The organism is Bradyrhizobium sp. AZCC 2230 (genome assembly GCF_036924495.1).
Lineage (GTDB): Bacteria > Pseudomonadota > Alphaproteobacteria > Rhizobiales > Xanthobacteraceae > Bradyrhizobium > Bradyrhizobium rifense.
In genome coordinates, this window is record NZ_JAZHRS010000001.1 from 8,156,554 (window position 1) to 8,175,102 (window position 18,549).

Consider the following 18,549-nt stretch of genomic DNA (forward strand, 5'->3'; position numbering starts at 1 on the left):
TCGACTCTCGATCGCTGCAATGTCTAGGCGTTGCCCTCGCGCATCAAACTCCGGTTCTTGTCCTGAAATTCGAAATGCCCTGACCTTCCGGATGGCGGAGAAAACTGATCTCTCGCGCGAGAGGTGAGGCGAGCACGATCTTTGGGTGAGAACTCAACGAAGGTCCGGCTTTGGCCCATCGCAACAGTTGGCGCGGTATGGCGTGACGTCCGGAGTTAGTAGCAAATCGGAAGTAGCTTCCTGACTAGCACGTCACGTCATGTGCTATGCACCAGTCTGGGCCATTCTCGGGTGCGGGTCTCCCCTGTATCTTCGTTGTTTGCCATCGATAGCCGCGACTGAGCATGCACTGTTTGAATGCAGCGGTATCCGCAAGGCCTCGAATGTCACCAGTCTGGCTATAGCAAAAATCGAGCGCGGCTTGTGAGACAGCGGCGCTGCGCGGGTGCCCGTGCGGCCTGATGAGATCCCGGTAAACCTCATTTACGACTTGGTCGGCGCGCACGGCAACGCAGCTTGCAAGCAATAGGACTAGAATAATCATCACCCGTTGCATGGGCTCGCAACCTTTGCCTTTTTGAATGACCGCAATAGTTGGTCACGTTCAGCGCCGCACTGGTTCGAATCTCTCAATGACAAACTGGAAAGCCAAGCGTGACAGGCAACACTCCGAACCGCATCGCTTGTCCCCTTTTGGCCCATCAGCGAAGTGGCGACACCTTTCATTGAGGTTCGCTTGGTGGCGTAGCGCGGACTGACTTTGCTCACCCTGAGTTCTTCGCATTTTGACCCATTGCCGAAGTCGCGGGTTCAATAACTTTGAGCGAAGGAATTAACTCCAAAAGAGAGATTTTTCTGCCATCAAGTCGGTTGTTTGACTGTCGAAGGCTCCACAATGAAATTTCCTCTGATCTCGCTCGCAATTGCCGCGGCGACTGCATCTCTGGTGTCGGACGCAAACGACGCTTTTGCAGCCGCTCCTTATTCCTTTTCTGATCACCCGTCGCAGGACGGTCGTTGTATCGGTGACCACGGCATCGGCGACATTGATCGATCCGAGAAAGCTTGTCTGGAACAGGTTGGCGATCTGGCCCGGCGCGTCGGCTCTGGTTTGCAATTGAACTTCAGGAACGGGAAGACGAGAATTTATCTCAACGAGGGAGCAAAGTGTCAGAGCCATGAAGCCGAGGGCTGTGTAAAATATCAGCTAACGGGATATTTTCCCGAGCACGACCTTGTCCTGATTGAGGTCGATTATTGGGAAGGTGCAAGCTGGCTCCTCGTGAGGGCCAACACTGGTGACGCCATGGAAATCGTTGCGCCCCCGCACTACTCGCCGGATAGGCGCTGGCTTGCCTCGGTCGCCTCGTCGATCGGTCCCGCCGGACCTCCCGATGGGATGGATGTCGTTCCAAGCACGCCCGATCCATCTCTCAAGGAATGGCACTATCGGACACCGGACGACGAGGATTGGCTCTACGAGTTCACCGGCTGGGACGGAAACACGCGCGTCAAACTTCTTGCATCGTCTCTCAGAGCCCCCCAACGAAGTGTATCGACTTCGATCGAGCACCGTAATGGCGACTGGCACCTGAGAAAGCCGCGATAACTTCCGCTTCTGGCCCATCAGCGAAGGAGCGGCGCGCCTCGTTGAGGTCCGCTGAGTGAGGCGTGGCGTCCTAGATTTGCGCAGGTTGATTGCATCGCATTTTTGACCCGAAGCGGTCAAAGTTGTCCGCCAGCACCACTTGCATTCGCTTCGCTTCAACCGGCTAGGCCAGCAAAGGAGACAGGGGGCGGTGCCGGGTTGGCAAGATGGGTACGAGGAGATGGAAATTGACGACCATAGTCGAGATTCGGGTGACAGATCCGCTCATGTCGGCGGTATATGCCTTGCGACGCGAAGTGTTCGTCATCGAACAAGGCGTCCCGGAAGAACTTGAAGTCGATGAGAACGACAAAGTCGCCGCTCATCTTGCCGCACTTTCTGACGGCCACGTCATTGGGACGCTGCGCATTGTGCGCCATGAGCACACGGCGAAGATCGGCAGGATGGCGGTATCGGCGAATTCACGGAAAAAAGGGATCGGAAGGGAGTTGATGGAGTTCGCCGCGGCCGCCGCCTCCAGCGACGGCGCCCAGGAAATTATTCTGGCAGCGCAATTCACGGCACGCGAGTTTTATGGACAACTTGGGTACGTACAAGAAGGAGCGATCTTCGACGATGCAGGCATATCGCACGTGATGATGCGCAAGAAACTTCGGCGTTGAGTCCCCGGTGCGAGCGCGACGGCAGCAAGGTGCAGTTCGTAAAGACTGGGATTCGAATTGACTGCTTATGGGCCCATTGCGGAAGTGGGGGCCTAAGGCCCTTTCTTAGAACTGGCCGTGTCCTGCTCTGAAAAAATAAAGGTTGGCGTGGCCTGCAATTGCCCCGGGTCTTCGCCGGCGGTCGGCCGTATGACGTCGTATTGGCCGAGAGCCTAGACGGACTATCGAGCCCAGCTGCGCGGCACCGCCGAGTCGGCGGTGCCTGGTTGCAGCTTATCCGACTTTAAGGTCACCAGCGGCTCCTCCCGCTCTTCCTGATTGTCTCGGATGCGCGCGCGCAAGCGAGAAATTCGATTAGTCGACGCGATCGAGCAGGTTCATCAGGTCCTTCACGCGAATGCTCTCCAGCGAGCGCACTGCAGCCGCGATTTCCTTGCGCAGTCCTTCGTCCGCGCGATCGGCCGCGAGATCGTCGAGCTTCGCCACGATTTCATCCCAGGTGAATGGCCGCGTCGCGAACCCAGGGTAGTCGTTCACTTCATGGGTGTACGACTTGCCGCTCGTGAGCCGGACGGTGATGCGACTCGGCGTCTCGCTCGGGTAGCGAGTGGTGAAGCCTTCGTCCGGTCTAACTTGGACCTTTCGGAGGAGCTTCTGGACGTCCGGTTTCGCAATCCGCTCGGGTGCGAGCTGCGCCGGCTGGACGCTCCCGTCGAGGAGCGCGACGGCGAGAAGGTAGGGGAGGCTGTGGTCCGCCTGTTCCTTGGTGTGAACGTCAGTCTTCGGACCAAATCTTCCACCGCCCATGAAATCGTAGGCGTCCTGGAAGGCGTCATTCTCGATGCTCTCGACCTGCGCCGGATCGATTGCGTGGGCGTTACGCAGCTCGAGCATGCAATGGATCGACGCCTGGCCAGGAACCGCGGTGTTGTAGCTCTTCAGGGCGAGTCGGTCGAAGGCGTCGAGCTTCACGCAGTCCCAATCGATTCGGATCTGCTCCCCGAGTGCTTGAGCCAAGCCATCCGTTCCTTCGACGACGTACCTCGGGCCCGTCACGCCGCGCGACGCCAACAAGACCCCATGGAAACACCCCAGTGCCAAGTGGGAAGACGAGAGACCCTTCCATTGCGAGATCGGCGTCGTTCGCGCGACGAGCAGTGGAATGAAGTCGCCACAGATCCCGAGGGCCGCTGCCGTCTTTTGGTCGTCGAGGCCGAGCGCTTTGGACAGTCCGGCTGCGAGCGAATACGAAAGTTGTGTGGTGAGGTCGAACCCGTGGGCCATGAACGGCACCGACGCGGTGAGCTGCGCTTCGACTTGATAGGCCACCGCCAACGCGGTCAGGAAATCCTTGCCCGAAAGATCGGCGTGCTCGCCGGCGGCGAGGATCGCCCCCGTATTGTCCGAGGGGTGGCACAGCCCGCCTCGGGCGAGATAGCTGTCCATGAAATCGACGTATCGGATGAGCGCCGTATTGTAGAACGCCGCATAGACAGGGTTGGCGCGGCCACCGCCGACCAGCGTGCAGCGGCCGCCTGGACCGCCGAGTTCATCGGCTTGCGCGCGGCACGCTTCGATCGGTGGCGCGCCGAGCGCATTGATGGCGCACGCCACTGCGTCGAGGATGCTCACCTTGAGTCGCTCGCGCCGCTCGGCAGTCAGGTCGTCGTATTTCGCGCGCAAAGCAAAGCGTGCGATGCCATCGGCCTGGCTGGGGCCCGAAATGACCGGCTCCGGTTTGCCCCTCGCAACAGCTTCAATCTGGGTCATGATCCGATTCTCCTTGTCGTTAGAACGTTCGGTTGCGCCGCATGAACGACGAACTATGTCCGCCGCTGTCCATTGTCGCTCGCTGCATGTGCCGCGTAGCGGGCCTCCATGAGGTCGAAGGCCGGCTTGTCCACCAGCCTCTGGCGCTCCGCGAACGATGTGACAGCGCGCTCGTCGAGGACGCCCTTTTCCTTTAACGTCGACAGCGTCGACAGCATGCCATGCACGGCTCCTTGCAAGGCGGCGTTGGCGTAGAGCACTAAGCTGAAGCCCATTTCGGCCGCCGCTTTCTCGCCGATAATGGGTGTCTTGCCGCCGAGCACCATGTTGACCAGCTGAGGCGCCATCAGGCGACGGGGGACCGCCTTGAGGTCTTCAAGGCTTTCTGGAGCCTCGACGAATGTGACGTCCGCGCCCGCCTCGATGTAGCGACCGGCCCTCTCAATGGCCGCCTCGAAGCCTTCCACGGCACATGCATCGGTGCGTGCGATGACAACCAGATCCTGCCGCCGGGTGTCGACCGCGGCCCGCACCTTGCCCACCATCTCCTCCAGGGAGATCAACTCCTTGCCGTCGAAATGACCGCACCGTTTTGGCGCATGCTGGTCCTCGATTTGAATGGCGCTGGCACCGGCTTGCTCCAGGATGCGAACCGTGTGGGTGACGTTGACCGCGTTGCCAAAACCCGTCGATGTCGACGATCAGCGGCAGATCGATCACACACCGGATGGCCATCACATGATCGGCTACCTGGTTCAGGTCCATGAACCCAAGGTCCGGCAAGCCAAGGTGCATATTGGTGAGTCCAGCCCCGGTCAGATAGACCGCCTTAAAGCCCAGATCAGCAATGATCCGCGCCGCGAGCGCATTTGGCGCGCCAGGCAAAATAACGCCTTTCTCCTCGCGCAGCATCGCTCGAAGCGTCTGGATGTGAGAAGTCGACATCATTTCCCTCCTGCTCTCTAGAACGACCCAGGTCCAGTCCAAATCAGGCCAGCTGTTCGCCAATCGGGGTCTCTACCGAGGCTCTGGTCGGCGAAGTTCTTGCTGCGACGTAAACCATCCCGTATCGGAAGCAGACGCGGGCCTGCCGGCTCATCAGCGACGGAGTGGTGAGACGCCTTGCGCCGATCGCTAGACCGGGTTTTCCGCGAAGAGACGCGCGACCATCGCCGAATCGAGATAGGCCCTTACTCGGTCGATGGTGCCGCCATCGAAGTGGACGACCCAGCAGTACCTGTTGTCGAACCTTAGTCCGTTCTTCGCCGTGGCCAAGGAGTGAAGTTCCACGACAGCCTGATCATCCTTTACGAGCAGATGCTCGACGACGAGTTGAGCTCCGCGGGGCAGAACCTTGGCGAGCTTCGCGAAGGTCCCGGCCACGAAATCGGATTTCGACTTATAGTGACCGGCGAGGGTGTGTGTGCCTTCGACGATCCAGTCGACCTTATCGTCGACATGCGCGAAGAACTTCGCGCCATCGCCTTGCTCGAGACCCTTGAAGATCTTCTGGACGTAGTCTTCGGTGATCATGAGTTCCTCCTTTGTAGACGCGAGCGACCTATTCGCTCGACATTGGCTTGGACAGATTGTCCTGTCCCAAGACCTAGACCCGCGCGTCTCATTGGTCCAATATATGATACTAACTAATCTCATCTGTTTTGGAGATGACCTTGGAGCTGCGCCACATCCGATATTTCCTGGCGGTTGCCCAGGAGCGGCATTTCACGAGGGCGGCGGCCAAGGTCGGCATCGGCCAACCGCCGCTCAGCCAGCAAATCAAGGACCTCGAGCGGGAGGTCGGTGCTGCGCTGTTCCATCGTTCCGCCCACGGCGCAGAGCTTACCGAGGCCGGGACAGCGTTCTTGGCAGGCGTGAAGGAGATGCCCTCGATCGCCCAGAGGGCGACGATGGCGGCGCGCCGCGCGGCGCGTGGCGAACTGGGGTCGCTGCGTGTCGGCTTCACCTCAACCGCGACGTTCAGCGTCGTCGTAACGTCCGCGATCCGCAGCTTTCGACGCGCCTATCCCGAAATCTACCTCACGCTGGAGGAAGCCAATACGGCGCGTCTCGTTACCGGCTTGCGCGAGGGAACGCTCGACGCCGTCTTCTTGCGGCCAGGCACGCTCGATACCGGAGAGCTGCAGCTGCGCCGGCTCTCGGAGGAGCCGATGGTAGTCGCCCTTCCCAAGCGTCACTCTGCTGCCGGCCTGCAAGAGATTGATCTCGGAATGTTGAAGGACGATCCGTTTCTGCTGTTCCCGCGGGAAGTCGCTCCGACGGTTTACGACACGATTGTCGACGCCTGTCGAAAGGCCGGGTTCGAGCCGATTATCGGCCAGGTCGCCCCGCACTTTACATCGATCGTGAATCTCGTGGCCGCAGAGCTTGGCGTATCGATCGTCCCGGCGTCGATGATGCAAGTGCGCGTGACGGGCATCGTTTATCGGCAGATTGCCGGCCGGTCGCCGACGACGCGGCTTGCTCTCGCCTACCGGCGAGGAGAGACGTCGCCCGTGGTGCGCAATTTCATCGTGCGGGCCGGCTCGTAATGCTCGTAGGACCCGGGGCTATCTCCAGCACCATCGTCTTATATCGCGAGCACCTATGCCTGAGCCAACGCAACTGTGGGGCTATCCCTTTGCTCAAGCTCGGTGTCGAAGGGGGCGGCAAGAAAGAGGGGCAGCGCGGCAGCGAATTCGCTCCTGATCATCACGCGGCTTGATCATCACCCAGTTCGACGTCTGCAACTGGCCCATCTGCGAACTCCAGCGATGTCCGCTAGTGCGCCGTTGTTGGCGGAGAAGCGGACATCAGATGTGCCGGAGCGAAGCAACTCCGATCTAACCAGGATACGATCTCAGGCGCGACTACTCGTCGTCCTCGTCGTCTTCTTCCTCGTCTTCGTCGTCCTCATCGTCTTCGATTTCGAGGCGCTCGAGCGTGGCCAGCGGCAGCGTCTCGCGGAACAGATCGCCTTCCGAGCCCATCCAGAGGCAGACGATGTCGTCGCCTGAAATTGCACTGCAACACTATTTTGTTTCATCCAGATCGGGATGATCTTTGTAGATGGTCTCGTAAAGCATACCGTCTACAAGCATACCGTCTACGCGAGCGATAATGTCGCCGACTGATGTCCTTAACCTCAGAAACTCATCCGCTGCACAGGCTCCCTTGGCCAGGGTCAGTGCCAGGGTTAGCTCCTTAACCACTATATCCGTGTGCCTCTTAAGTTGTGCGGCGGATTTCGCGTCCATGACAGTTGTCTCGATTTCTCATGCGGAGCGCTCTACTACGGCCCGATTAAGCGCCAACAAAGCTGTTTCCGAAATTTCGACCTGACGTGAACACGCCACCTAAAGCCGGCGCAAACTGACTTTCGCAAAGCCGTGATTGCGGCTGTGTCAGCTTGTGGCCCTTCGAAGCTATCGGCATTCTCCGCAATGGCAGCTCTCGACCCGAAGCAAGCTTCCTCCGTTCATGGAAAATTGAGCATTCGCCGCGTTCGCGGTTGACTGCCTGCTGTCATGCAACTCAAAAGAGGTTGTCGGCATCGACCATCTTCCCCGACGGTCAAACTGAGACGAAGAGTGAATCCTTTCCGCAAAACCGCAATCCTGGCTCTGCTTGCTGTAGCGAGTTTGGCTGTAGCGGCTTGTTCAGGCCAAGAGGACGCACAACTCACCTGTGCGACGACTATTTTTGTCGCCGACAAACTCATGGAGGCCGGCAAGGTCCCAGTTGACGACGCGTTACGAAATAAAGCGAACGAGGCTGAGATCAATTATCAGAACGCATCGGTAACTTTCAGAAGACTGGATACACGCGAACCTGAAGGTGAGACCAAACGTCTCATGGAGCTTGCGCATATTTTCGGTCGCGAACGTGACCGACTTCTCAGAGAGCTATCACCAGACGAAATCGTCACGCGAGCAAAGACCTGTATCGAACAGGCACCCCCGAAAGGACGAGGGTTTCCACGTCCTGATGGCAGCTATTGACCCATTGCGCACATCAATGTGCATTCAAGCTGCCGAAAGCGATGTCGGCTGGTGACCCAGGCTGTGTAAAAACGCCGTCGATGCTATGATTCTCTTGCTGAATCGGCGGGGGAAGTGATGCGGGGTTTCGTTCAAGGGGCGGATCGCCAGCAGACGACGCTGTTGCCGGAATGCCTCGATGATTGGGTCGACGAGAGCAATTCTATTCGCGCGGTCGATGTGTTCGTGGATGCGTTGGATCTGCGCGACCTCGGGTTCGATGGCGTTGATCCTGCGGCGACCGGCCGGCCGGCGTACCATCCTTCGCCGATGCTCAAGCTCTACATTTACGGCTATCTCAACCGGGTCCAATCGAGCCGGCGGCTGGAGCGCGAGGCAGGCCGCAATCTCGAGGTGATGTGGCTGACCGGACGGCTCGCGCCGGATCACAAAACCATCGCCGACTTCCGCAAAGACAATGGCCCAGCGATCAGGAAGGTTTGCGCGCAATTCGTCGAGTTGTGCCGCAAGATGGGCCTGTTGACGAAGGCCAGCGTTGCCATCGACGGCAGCAAGTTCAAGGCCGTGAACAGTCGCGACAACAATTTCACGCAAGGCAAGATCCAGCGTCGCCAGAAGCAGATCGAAGAGAGCGTGGCGCGCTACATGAGCCAACTGGACACCGCCGACCGCCAGACTGCCGCAGGAGAAGAGCCGTCGGAAACGGTGCAACTGACCAAGACGCGGCTTAAGGAAAAGCTGGCGAAGCTCGAAGAAGAAGTGAAGCGACTGGCCGCGATTGAAAAGGCATTGCTCGCCTCGCCCGACAAGCAGATATCGCTGACCGATCCCGATTGCCGCTCGATGGCAACGAGCGGGCGCGGCTCAGGCATGGTCGCCTACAACGTACAAAGTGCCGTGGACACCACGAACCATCTGATCGTCGCGCACGAGGTCACCAACGTCGGCGCCGATAGATCGCAACTGGCGACGATGGCGCAGGCGGCGAAAGCCGCGCTGCGCAGCGATAATTTGGACGTCGTTGCCGATCGAGGCTACTTCAAAGGTGAAGAAATCCTGGCATGCGAACAGGCCGGGGTCGCGGTGACGCTACCCAAGCCGCAAACTTCGGGAGCCAAGTCGGCAGGCCGCTTTGGGAAACCTGATTTTGTCTATTTGGCCAAGGACGACGTCTATCGCTGCCCGGCCGGCGAGAAGCTGGCGCACCACTTCACCGCTGATGAAGATGGCCAGAAAATGCGGATTTACTTGACGAAGGCGTGCCGCACATGCCCGCTCAAGGATCAGTGCACGACGTCCAACGAGCGCCGCATCAAACGCTGGGAACACGAACACGTCGTCGAGGCCGCGCAGACCCGGCTCGATCGGAACCGTCGAGCATCCATTCGCCACACTGAAGATGCGAATGGGTGCAACACACTTTCTAATGAAGCGGTTGCCCAATGTCGCAACCGAAATGGCGCTGAACGTACTCAGCTACAATCTCACGCGTGCACTGAATATCCTCGGCGTCGGGCCTTTGCTGGCAGCCATGCGGGCGTGAGGCGCGGCAGCAGACTAAAGGGCGACACCGATGGCCGCCCTCCGCTGCATGGAGGTGATGCGGAGCCGCGTTTTTACACGGCCTGGACCCGGAGCGGTCATTGCGAACGTGATGGACAGAGCCCGGTCTTGACCCATAGACTTGCCCTGCCACTAGGCTGGACTGGAGCGCACTAAATGGCCGAGGCTCGGGTCGAACGCCGGCTTGCAGCAATTCTCGCAGCCGATGTCGCGGGCTACTCGCGCCTGATGGGCGCTGATGAAGTCGGCACGCTCGCAGCTTTGAAAACGCGTCGGCGCGAGATCGTTGATCCCGCAATCTCTGCTCATAAGGGCCGCATCGTCAAGACCACGGGCGACGGCATGCTCGTCGAGTTCGCGAGCGCCGTCGACGCCGTGACTTGCGCGGTCGCGGTTCAGGAGAAGATGGCGGAACGAACCGCCGAGCCGCGCATCCAATTCCGGATCGGAATAAACGTTGGCGACATCATCATCGACGGTGATGACATCTTTGGCGACGGCGTCAATGTCGCTGCGCGCCTTGAGGGAATTGCCGAGCCGGGCGGCATCTGCATTTCGAGCGCCGCGTACGATCAGGTCCGCGATAAATTGGCATTCCCGTTCGTCGATCTCGGCGATCACGCACTCAAGAACATCGCGCGGGCGGTCGGTGTGTACGGCATTGCGGCGAAAGACATGACACGGGAGGAGGAGGCCGTTGGGGCCTCTGGCGACGCGGGCGATGATCGCTCTGGCGCTCGAACTCGTTCGGCCGGAGAACGCGGAACGCGGCCAAGTCTCGCGGTGCTCCCGTTTGATAACCTCAGTCATGACGCCGAAATTGAAGCCTTCTGCGATGGCTTGGTTGAAGATGCCATCACGGCACTATCTAGGTTTCGATGGCTCAATGTCGTCTCACGCAATTCAAGCTTTTCCCAAAAAGGACGGTCAATCGATATCCGAAAGATCGCGCGCGAGCTCAGCGTACGTTTCGTACTAGAGGGAAGCGTCCGGAAGTCAGGCGCCCGCATCCGCGTCACCGCGCAGCTCATTGACGGAATTTCCGGCAATCATATTTGGGCGGATCGCTACGACCGCGATTACTCTGCTGTCTTCGATCTGCAAGATGAGATCGTTCGCGATATCGTTGCATCGCTTGAATACGCGCTTTGGATCACGCTGGTTCGCGGAGATGTTGGTGCGCCAAACCCTGCAAGCTCGCCGCTGCGTGCAGCGGGATGGCATATCGCAGAATGTACGCACAATGGCAACCGCACCGCCATCGCCTGCGCCACCCGCGCTTTGGAGACCAATCCAAAGAGCGTCGCAGCTTATCAATACCTCGCAAATGCCTACATTGTCGATTTGATAACTGGCTGGACCGAGGATGAGGCGGACGCCGGAAATTTGCTGGAGGCGGCTCGCCGAGCGACATCCTTGAGCCCAGGCGACTATCTCAGCCAAGGTCTTTACGCCGTCGGGCTTGCGTTCGTCGGAAATCACGACGAGGCGTTGGCATACGCACGGCGCGCCTTGGCCCTCAATAGCAATTCCACCAATGTGCTAGGGCCCTGCGGGAACGTTTTGTCGTTTTACGGCGAGGCTCGAGAGGCGAATGAAATGTTCGAGCGGATGCTTCGCCTTGCTCCCGCCCATTTTTTCCGCGCAGGCTTCTTATCGCAAATGGCGCTCAATTGGCTTTGTCTGGGGGCGCCGGAGCGTGGCGCGCCGCTCGCAAGCGAAGCCGTGAAGCTAAAGCCGGAGGTGTTTTTCTGCCACATCACTTGCGCCAAGATCTCGGCCTCGCTTGGCCGTCACGACGCCGCAAAAGTTGCGATTGCCGACGCCTATCGATGTCGGCCAGATCTAGACAGCGCGCTTATCAATATCATGTTTCCGCATCGGGACAGGTCCATTCCGCGCCAATTTTCTGAGTTGCTGGGGGTTGCTTGAAGCGACGTCCACTGACGAGGTGTAGCACCTAGCTGCGCATCACCGCGACCGGCTGACGCTTGCTTTCGGTTCGCAGGTAGATGGGAAAATTCGCACCAGTCGGGGACTTCCGGTCTTGGCCCATCTGCGAACTCCAGCGATGTCCGCTAGTGCGCCGTTGTCGGCGGAGAAGCGGACATCAGATGTGCCGGAGCGAAGCGCTCCGATCTAATCAGGATACGATCTCAGGCGCGACTACTCGTCGTCTTCTTCCTCGTCTTCGTCGTCCTCATCGTCTTCGATTTCGAGGCGCTCGAGCGTGGCCAGTGGCAGCGTCTCGCGGAACAGATCGCCTTCCGAGCCCATCCAGAGGCAGACGATGTCGTCGCCTTTGACCTCTGCGACGGTCAGCGGCTGGCCGCCGGATTTCAGCATGACGACGTCGCCGGTTTTCAATTCCATGGGTGGTCCTTTCGGGTTGATCGATGAGAGCGAAGGCTAGCAAGCCGTCATGACACGCCGATCACGGGCTGCGTGGCCCGTGAATTGCGCCGGCTTGCGTGGACTGCGCGAAACGTCGATGGCAGAGGTTCGAGTGGGAAATCGCGCGATGGTCGCTTCCGGATTATTCCGTCCCAGGCGCGGCGATGGTGGCATCATGCGCCTGTTTTGCCCGACGCGTCAAATGATTTTTCGTAAAATCAGCAATCGCGTCGCGTTTGGCGGCAAGCCGTTGAATTTGCAGCAGCCGCCTACTGTGCATGGGGTTGTTTTCGGGATTTAGCCCGGCACGAGCTCGGTCAGCGAGCGGATGATGCGGTCGGGCTTGACGGTCGAACCTTCGGGCAGGCCGTCGCCATGCACGTCGATCCAGATCGCATAGATGCCGAGGCGCTGCGGGGTGACGACTTCCCATTCCAGATTGTCGCCGATCATCCAGGTGTCCTCGGCGGTGACGCCGAGCGCCTCCATCGCGTGCAGATAGGCGCGCTCCTCGGGCTTGCCGAAACCGTGCTCGCCCTCGATCTGGATGTGATCGAAGCGATGGGCGAGCTCGAAGCGCTCGACCTTGGCGCGCTGCATGTCGGCGGCGCCGTTGGTGACCAGCGCGAGCTTGACGCCGCGCGCCTTGAACGCGTCGATCGCATCATGCGCACCCGGAAAGACGAAGATCGCTTCCTCGCGATAGGTGGTGAAGCGGTCGGCGAGGCGCGCGGCGAGATCGTCGGAGAGGGCGCGGTGGCCGTTTGCGGCGAGCTCGGCGAAGCCGCCGCGCACCGTGAGCCGTCGCGCCTCGCCAAGCTTCATCCGCCACGCGGCTTCCGCAGTCGACCAGAAGTTTCGCGCATAGGCGAGCACGGCGGTTGCGACCTGTTGCGGCGGCAGCGGTGCGAGCTCCTCGGCGAATTCTTCCGCGATCGTGTTCCAGGCGATCTCGGGCCGGCCATAGGCCGACAGGATGGTATCGTCCATGTCGATCAGCATGGCGCGAGGGAGAGGTTTCACTACGCTCATGGCCATTTCACCTCCGGCGGCAGCGACGACAGGATCGAATCCACATTGCCGCCGGTCTTGAGCCCGAAGATGGTGCCGCGGTCGTAGAGCAGGTTGAACTCGACATAGCGTCCGCGGCGGATCAACTGCTCCTCGCGATCGTCAGCAGTCCAGGCGCTTGCGAAATTGCGCCTGACGATATCAGGGTAGATCTTGAGGAAAGCGCGACCGACGTCCTTGGTGAAGGCGAGGTCGGCGTCCCAGTCGCCGCTGTCGTGCCAGTCGTAGAAGATGCCGCCGACGCCGCGCGCCTCCTTCCGGTGCGGCAGATAAAAATACTCGTCGCACCATTTCTTGTACTTGTCGTAATCGGCAACGCCGTTGGGCTGGTCGCAGGCCTCTCTCATCGCGGCGTGGAAGGCGATTGTGTCCGCGTCCTCCTGCGTGCGCCTTCGGTCGAGCACCGGCGTCAGATCAGCGCCGCCGCCGAACCACGCCTTGGTGGTGACGACGAAGCGCGTGTTCATGTGCACGGCCGGCACGTGCGGATTGCGCAGGTGCGCGATCAGCGAGATGCCAGAGGCCCAGAAGCGCGGATCCTCCGCAGCGCCCGGAATCTGCGCGCGAAACTCTGGCGCGAATTCGCCATGCACGGTCGAGCAATGCACGCCGACCTTCTCGAACAGGCGGCCCGACATCATCGACATCACCCCGCCGCCACCGGCAGCACCAGAGTGATCGGTGCGCTGCCAGGGCGTGCGTTGGAAGCGGCCGGCCTCGCCGGAATAGAGGCTCTGCGGCGCGTCATCCTCGAGCCGCTCGAAGTTTTCGCAGATATCGTCGCGCAAGCGCTCGAACCAGCTGCGGGCGCGGGCCTTGCGGTCTTCTATTGTCGAAGCGTCCATGTCCAATTCCCAAACCGGATCTTGTAGGGTGGGCAAGGCGCCCTCGCGCCGTGCCCACCATCTCTCACCGTCGTCTTGAATGGTGGGCACGCTGCGCTTTGCCCACCCTACGAAATCTCACGGCTGCGGACCGTAGTAAGTGCAGCTCTCGTTGCAACTGTCGCGGTGGATGCTGACGCGGGTGAGCTTGCCGATGTGTGCGAGCCGCTCCCAGACGAAGCGCGACAGGTTCTCCAGCGTCGGTGCGCCCAGCGCCTCGATCTTGTTGAGGAACTTGTGGTCGAGCGTCACGCGCACCTCCTCGATGGCGCGCTGGAGCAGGCCGAGGTCGACCACCATGCCGGTCGCAGGGTCCGGCGTGCCGCGCACCGTCACCTCGGCGCGGAAGGAGTGGCCGTGGATCTCTTCGCTCGCCGCACCAAAGGTCGTTCCCGACAGCGAATGCGCCGCCTCGAAGCGGAACGATTTCGTCAATTCCCACATCTGTCCGTCAACCCGTCCTATCTGATGCCGAGCGATTTATGCGTCTGCACGCTCAGCCGCCATTGCGGATGGCGCAGGCAATAGTCGATCGCGCGCGCGGTGTTCTCTGCGACCGCTGGCCCGTCCATCGGCTGCAGCGAGAAGCGCTCGAAGGCGAGGCTCGCGAACGTCTCGGGTGCGGCGAGGGCCTGCGGATAGACCAGCTTCAGCTCGTGCCCCTGGCGCAGCACCAGCTCGCTGCCGCCCTTGGGGCTGACGCAGATCCAGTCGAGTCCTTTTGGAGGCGCGACCGTTCCGTTGGTCTCGACGCCGATCTCGAAGCCGCGGGCGTGGAGCGCGTCGACCAGGGCGTCATCGACCTGCAGCAGCGGCTCGCCGCCGGTCAGCACCACGTAGCGGTTGTCGGTGGACGCCGTCCATTGCGCGGCGATGGTGTCGGCGAGTTCCACGGCTGTGGCGTAGCGGCCGCCAAGCGTGCCGTCGGTGCCGACGAAATCCGTGTCGCAGAACTGACATGTCGCATCAGCGCGGTCGGCTTCGCGGCCGCTCCAGAGGTTGCAGCCGGCAAAACGGCAGAACACCGATGCGCGCCCGGCATGGGCGCCTTCGCCTTGCAAGGTCAGGAAGATTTCCTTGACCGCGTAACTCACTGGTCTCTCCTCGAACTAATCAAACTTGCAGGTTCCGGACCTGCCGGAGCGCTTCGCCTGCGGCCATCGCCGCGGTCATGGCGACATTGAGCGACCGCAGCCCCGGGCTGATCGGGATCACCAGCCGCGCATCCGCGGCCTCGACCACCGCGTCGGTGACGCCGGCGCTCTCGCGCCCGAATAGCAGGATGTCCGACGTCTGGTAATGAAAATCGCGGTAATCCGTGGCGGCCTTGGTGGTGAACAGCAGCAGCCGGTAGCTGTGTGCCGCGCGCCACTCCTCGAATTTCGACCAGGAATCATGTCTGACGATGCTGACGTGGTCGAGATAATCCATTCCCGCCCGGCGGAAATGCCGGTCGGAGACCGGGAAGCCGGCCGGTTCGATGATATGGGCGGCGATGCCCAGACAGGCGCACAGGCGGAGAATCGTGCCGGTGTTCTGCGGGATGTCGGGTTGGAAAAGTGCGATCTGCATGCGCGGTGGTCGGTCGGTTGTGGGCCGGAAATGTCTCAATAAAACATCGCTGGCCGCGGAATTCGTGCATTGCACGCTCCCGCGCCGTTAGCGGGCTTGCGCTCGTCCTGCAAGGGTGCCAATAGAACGATTCTGGACTGCTGTTTTTCGCCTTGTTTTGGTGGGGACACGCCAAGTTCTGCCGCCGCGGGGGGCCGCGGGCGCCGGCAGACTGTTCCGGGGACCTTGGGGGCTCCTGGAACGGTTCCGTCGGCAGCATAAGAAGAAAGGGTTGGAATCGTGACGACAGCGTCTTCGGCGGACCATCCGACACGCCGTGATTTCTTATTCGTTGCAACGGGGGCAGCTGCAGCAGTAGGGGGCGCAGCTGCGCTCTGGCCCTTTATCTCCCAAATGAATCCGGACGCCTCGACCATCGCCGCCGGTGCGCCGATCGAGGTCGATCTGAGCCCGGTCGCCGAGGGGCAGGACATCAAGGTGTTCTGGCGCGGCAAGCCGATCTACATCAGCCACCGCACCAAGAAGCAGATCGACGAGGCGCGCGCCGTTCCGGTGGCGAGCCTGCCCGATCCGCAGGCCGACGAGGCCCGGGTTAAAGCCGGCCATGACCAGTGGCTGGTCGTGATCGGCATCTGCACCCATCTCGGCTGCATCCCGATCGCTCATGAAGGCAATTACGACGGGTTCTTCTGCCCCTGCCATGGTTCGCAGTACGATTCGTCCGGCCGCATCCGCCAGGGGCCCGCGCCCGCGAACCTGCCGGTGCCGCCGTACCAGTTCGTTTCCGACACCAAAATCCAGATCGGCTGAGCTTCGGATCCGCGTCCGAAGCCTCGAACCGTCTCGTCGTATTATTTCCTCAGGATCGCATCATGAGCGGACCATCCGACTACCAGCCGAGCAATCCGGCCCTGCAATGGATCGAGCGGCGTCTGCCGATCCTGGGTCTCGTGCACTCTTCCTTCGTCGTTTATCCGACCCCGCGTAACCTGAACTACTGGTGGACCTTCGGCGCCATCCTCTCCTTCATGCTGGGGATGCAGATCCTGACCGGCGTGATCCTGGCGATGCACTACACGCCGCATGCCGATCTCGCGTTCAAGTCGGTCGAGCTTCTGGTCCGTGACGTCAATTATGGCTGGCTGCTGCGCAACATGCATGCCTGCGGCGCGTCGATGTTCTTCTTCGCGGTCTACGTCCACATGCTGCGCGGCCTCTATTACGGCTCCTACAAGGAACCGCGCGAGGTGCTGTGGATCCTCGGCGTCATCATCTATCTCCTGATGATGGCGACGGGCTTCATGGGCTACGTGCTGCCGTGGGGCCAGATGAGCTTCTGGGGCGCCACCGTCATCACCAATTTGTTCTCCGCCATTCCCTATGTCGGCGAGAGCATCGTGACGCTGTTGTGGGGCGGCTATTCGGTCGGCAACCCGACGCTGAATCGCTTCTTCTCGCTGCACTACCTGCTGCCGTTCCTGATCGCGGGCGTCGTCGTGCTCCACGTCTGGGCGCTGCACGTCGCCGGCCAGAACAATCCTGACGGCGTCGAGCCGAAGACGGAAAAGGACACGGTCCCGTTCACGCCGCATGCGACCATCAAGGACGGTTTCGGCGTCGCCTGCTTCCTGCTGCTCTACGCCTGGTTCATCTTCTACATGCCGAACTATCTCGGCGACGCCGACAACTACATCCCGGCGAACCCGGGCGTGACGCCGCCGCACATCGTGCCGGAATGGTATTACCTGCCGTTCTACGCGATCCTGCGCTCGATCCCGAACAAGCTCGCGGGCGTGATCGGGATGTTCTCGGCGATCATCATCCTGTGCTTCCTGCCCTGGCTCGATGCCGCCAAGACCCGGTCGTCGAAGTACCGTCCGCTGGCCAAGCAGTTCTTCTGGATTTTCGTCGCGGTCTGCATCCTGCTCGGCTATCTCGGCGCGCAGCCGCCGGAAGGCATCTACGTGATCGCCGGCCGGGTCCTGACGGTCTGCTACTTCGCCTACTTCCTGATCGTGCTGCCGCTGCTCTCGCGCATCGAGACGCCACGACCGGTGCCGAACTCGATCTCGGAGGCGATCCTCGCCAAGAGCGGCAAGGCCGTCGCCTCGATTGCGGTCGCGCTCGTCGCCGTCGGCGCGCTGTTCGTCGGCACCTTGCAGGATGCCCGCGCCGAGGAAGGCGGCCCCAAGCCGCCAGGCAACAACTGGTCGTTCGCGGGCCCTTTCGGCAAGTATGATCGCGGTGCGCTCCAGCGCGGTCTGAAGGTGTACAAGGAGGTCTGCTCCAACTGCCACAGCCTGTCCTTCATTGCCTTCCGCAATCTCGGCGATCCCGGCGGCCCCGGCTATTCGGTGGCGCAGGTCGCAGCGTTTGCCTCCGATTACAAGATCAAGGACGGTCCGAACGATGCAGGGGACATGTTCGAGCGCCCGGGCCGGGCAGCGGACTACTTCCCCTCGCCGTTCCCGAACGAGCAGGCCGCGCGCGCGGCGAACGGTGGCGCAGCGCCGCCCGATTTGTCGCTGATCACCAAGGCGCGGTCCTACGGCCGCGGCTTCCCGATGTTCCTGGTCGACTTCTTCAGCCAGTACCAAGAGCAGGGCCCGGACTATGTCTCGGCTGTGCTCCAGGGCTTTGAGGACAAGGCGCCGGCAGGCGTGACCATCCCGGAAGGCTCATACTACAACAAGTACTTCCCGGGCCACGCCATCAAGATGCCGAAGCCGCTCAGCGACGGCCAGGTGACCTATGACGACGGCTCGCCGGCGACGGTTGCGCAGTACGCCAAGGACGTCACCACGTTCCTGATGTGGACCGCCGAACCGCACATGGAAGCGCGCAAGCGCATCGGCCTCCAGGTGTTCGTGTTCCTGATCATCTTCGCGTTCCTGATGTACTTCACCAAGAAGAAGGTCTGGGCCGACTCGCACTGAGCGGCCTCCGCGGGACGAAAATGAAGAAGCCCCCGCGAAGGGGCTTTTTTTGTTGGACACGCGCGTGTGTTGTCCGGCGCGATTGCC

Annotated in this window: 17 protein-coding genes and 3 pseudogenes; 9 read left to right on the top strand and 11 right to left on the bottom strand. The window is 61.0% G+C overall.

The annotated features are described in order from the left end of the window. The first annotated feature begins 895 nt into the window (after positions 1 to 895). Together V1280_RS38860 and V1280_RS38865 are read left to right on the top strand one after the other, a co-directional pair. On the top strand, positions 896 to 1,609 hold the full coding sequence (locus V1280_RS38860; RefSeq protein ID WP_334535880.1) for a hypothetical protein: 714 nt from the start codon (positions 896 to 898) through the stop codon (positions 1,607 to 1,609). Positions 1,610 to 1,836: 227 nt separating this feature from the next. After that, positions 1,837 to 2,271, top strand: a complete 435-nt coding sequence (locus V1280_RS38865) for a GNAT family N-acetyltransferase (protein ID WP_334535881.1) — start codon at positions 1,837 to 1,839, stop codon at positions 2,269 to 2,271. Between the two features lie 354 nt (positions 2,272 to 2,625). Here the strand turns inward: V1280_RS38865 and V1280_RS38870 are convergent, their stop codons facing one another. The 3 genes and pseudogenes from V1280_RS38870 to V1280_RS38885 form a co-directional block, all read right to left on the bottom strand. Further along, positions 2,626 to 4,041: an MmgE/PrpD family protein gene (locus V1280_RS38870; RefSeq protein WP_148771833.1), complete on the bottom strand. Its 1,416-nt coding sequence runs from the start codon at positions 4,039 to 4,041 to the stop codon at positions 2,626 to 2,628. Between the two features lie 53 nt (positions 4,042 to 4,094). Next, positions 4,095 to 4,989: pseudogene (locus tag V1280_RS38875) on the bottom strand (isocitrate lyase/PEP mutase family protein). Positions 4,990 to 5,175: 186 nt separating this feature from the next. Further along, positions 5,176 to 5,574 carry a nuclear transport factor 2 family protein gene (locus V1280_RS38885; RefSeq protein ID WP_334535882.1) on the bottom strand — a complete coding sequence of 133 codons (399 nt, stop codon included), beginning with the start codon at positions 5,572 to 5,574 and terminating at the stop codon, positions 5,176 to 5,178. 140 nt (positions 5,575 to 5,714) lie between these two features. Here V1280_RS38885 and V1280_RS38890 point away from each other — a divergent pair, with 140 nt between their 5' ends. Next, on the top strand, positions 5,715 to 6,593 hold the full coding sequence (locus V1280_RS38890; RefSeq protein WP_334535883.1) for a LysR family transcriptional regulator: 879 nt from the start codon (positions 5,715 to 5,717) through the stop codon (positions 6,591 to 6,593). Positions 6,594 to 6,911: 318 nt separating this feature from the next. On the opposite strand, the pseudogene V1280_RS46940 reads toward V1280_RS38890, so the two are convergent. Both V1280_RS46940 and V1280_RS38895 read right to left on the bottom strand, forming a co-directional pair. Then, positions 6,912 to 7,061, bottom strand: a pseudogene (locus tag V1280_RS46940) (DUF2158 domain-containing protein); the annotation flags it as partial. A gap of 12 nt (positions 7,062 to 7,073) precedes the next feature. Beyond that, positions 7,074 to 7,298, bottom strand: coding sequence for a hypothetical protein (locus V1280_RS38895; protein WP_334535884.1), 225 nt, complete (start codon positions 7,296 to 7,298; stop codon positions 7,074 to 7,076). A gap of 333 nt (positions 7,299 to 7,631) precedes the next feature. Between V1280_RS38895 and V1280_RS38900 the strand changes: the two genes are divergently transcribed. The 3 genes and pseudogenes from V1280_RS38900 to V1280_RS38910 all read left to right on the top strand — a co-directional run bounded on the left by V1280_RS38900 (position 7,632) and on the right by V1280_RS38910 (position 11,537). Next, on the top strand, positions 7,632 to 8,042 hold the full coding sequence (locus V1280_RS38900) for a hypothetical protein (protein WP_334535885.1): 411 nt from the start codon (positions 7,632 to 7,634) through the stop codon (positions 8,040 to 8,042). Between the two features lie 117 nt (positions 8,043 to 8,159). Further along, positions 8,160 to 9,585 (top strand): annotated as a pseudogene (locus V1280_RS38905) (IS1182 family transposase). A gap of 176 nt (positions 9,586 to 9,761) precedes the next feature. Next, entirely contained in the window at positions 9,762 to 11,537 is a 1,776-nt protein-coding gene (locus V1280_RS38910) for an adenylate/guanylate cyclase domain-containing protein (RefSeq protein ID WP_334535886.1), read from the top strand. Between the two features lie 234 nt (positions 11,538 to 11,771). On the opposite strand, the gene V1280_RS38915 is transcribed toward V1280_RS38910, so the two are convergent. After that, positions 11,772 to 11,978 (bottom strand): YodC family protein, encoded by a 207-nt coding sequence (locus tag V1280_RS38915; protein WP_334535887.1) that lies wholly within the window; start codon positions 11,976 to 11,978, stop codon positions 11,772 to 11,774. 118 nt (positions 11,979 to 12,096) lie between these two features. Between V1280_RS38915 and V1280_RS38920 the strand changes: the two genes are divergently transcribed. Then, positions 12,097 to 12,300, top strand: a complete 204-nt coding sequence (locus V1280_RS38920; protein WP_334535888.1) for a hypothetical protein — start codon at positions 12,097 to 12,099, stop codon at positions 12,298 to 12,300. Here the strand turns inward: V1280_RS38920 and V1280_RS38925 are convergent. From V1280_RS38925 to V1280_RS38945, 5 genes are all read right to left on the bottom strand, one after another. Next, positions 12,297 to 13,037: an HAD family hydrolase gene (locus V1280_RS38925; RefSeq protein WP_334535889.1), complete on the bottom strand. Its 741-nt coding sequence runs from the start codon at positions 13,035 to 13,037 to the stop codon at positions 12,297 to 12,299. The genes V1280_RS38920 and V1280_RS38925 overlap by 4 nt on opposite strands. Then, complete coding sequence (gene hemF, locus V1280_RS38930) at positions 13,028 to 13,915, bottom strand: oxygen-dependent coproporphyrinogen oxidase (protein ID WP_334535890.1); 888 nt, start codon at positions 13,913 to 13,915, stop codon at positions 13,028 to 13,030. Before hemF ends, V1280_RS38925 begins: the two co-directional genes overlap by 10 nt. A gap of 117 nt (positions 13,916 to 14,032) precedes the next feature. Further along, positions 14,033 to 14,398: a 6-pyruvoyl trahydropterin synthase family protein gene (locus tag V1280_RS38935; protein WP_334535891.1), complete on the bottom strand. Its 366-nt coding sequence runs from the start codon at positions 14,396 to 14,398 to the stop codon at positions 14,033 to 14,035. Between the two features lie 17 nt (positions 14,399 to 14,415). After that, entirely contained in the window at positions 14,416 to 15,048 is a 633-nt protein-coding gene (gene queE / locus V1280_RS38940) for a 7-carboxy-7-deazaguanine synthase (RefSeq protein ID WP_334535892.1), read from the bottom strand. 19 nt (positions 15,049 to 15,067) lie between these two features. Next, positions 15,068 to 15,526: a tRNA (cytidine(34)-2'-O)-methyltransferase gene (locus V1280_RS38945; protein ID WP_334535893.1), complete on the bottom strand. Its 459-nt coding sequence runs from the start codon at positions 15,524 to 15,526 to the stop codon at positions 15,068 to 15,070. A gap of 279 nt (positions 15,527 to 15,805) precedes the next feature. On the opposite strand from V1280_RS38945, the gene petA reads away from it, so the two are divergent. After that, on the top strand, positions 15,806 to 16,336 hold the full coding sequence (petA, locus tag V1280_RS38950; RefSeq protein ID WP_212322761.1) for a ubiquinol-cytochrome c reductase iron-sulfur subunit: 531 nt from the start codon (positions 15,806 to 15,808) through the stop codon (positions 16,334 to 16,336). A gap of 62 nt (positions 16,337 to 16,398) precedes the next feature. Continuing rightward, entirely contained in the window at positions 16,399 to 18,462 is a 2,064-nt protein-coding gene (gene fbcH, locus V1280_RS38955; protein ID WP_334535894.1) for a cytochrome b/c1, read from the top strand. Positions 18,463 to 18,549: the final 87 nt, after the last annotated feature.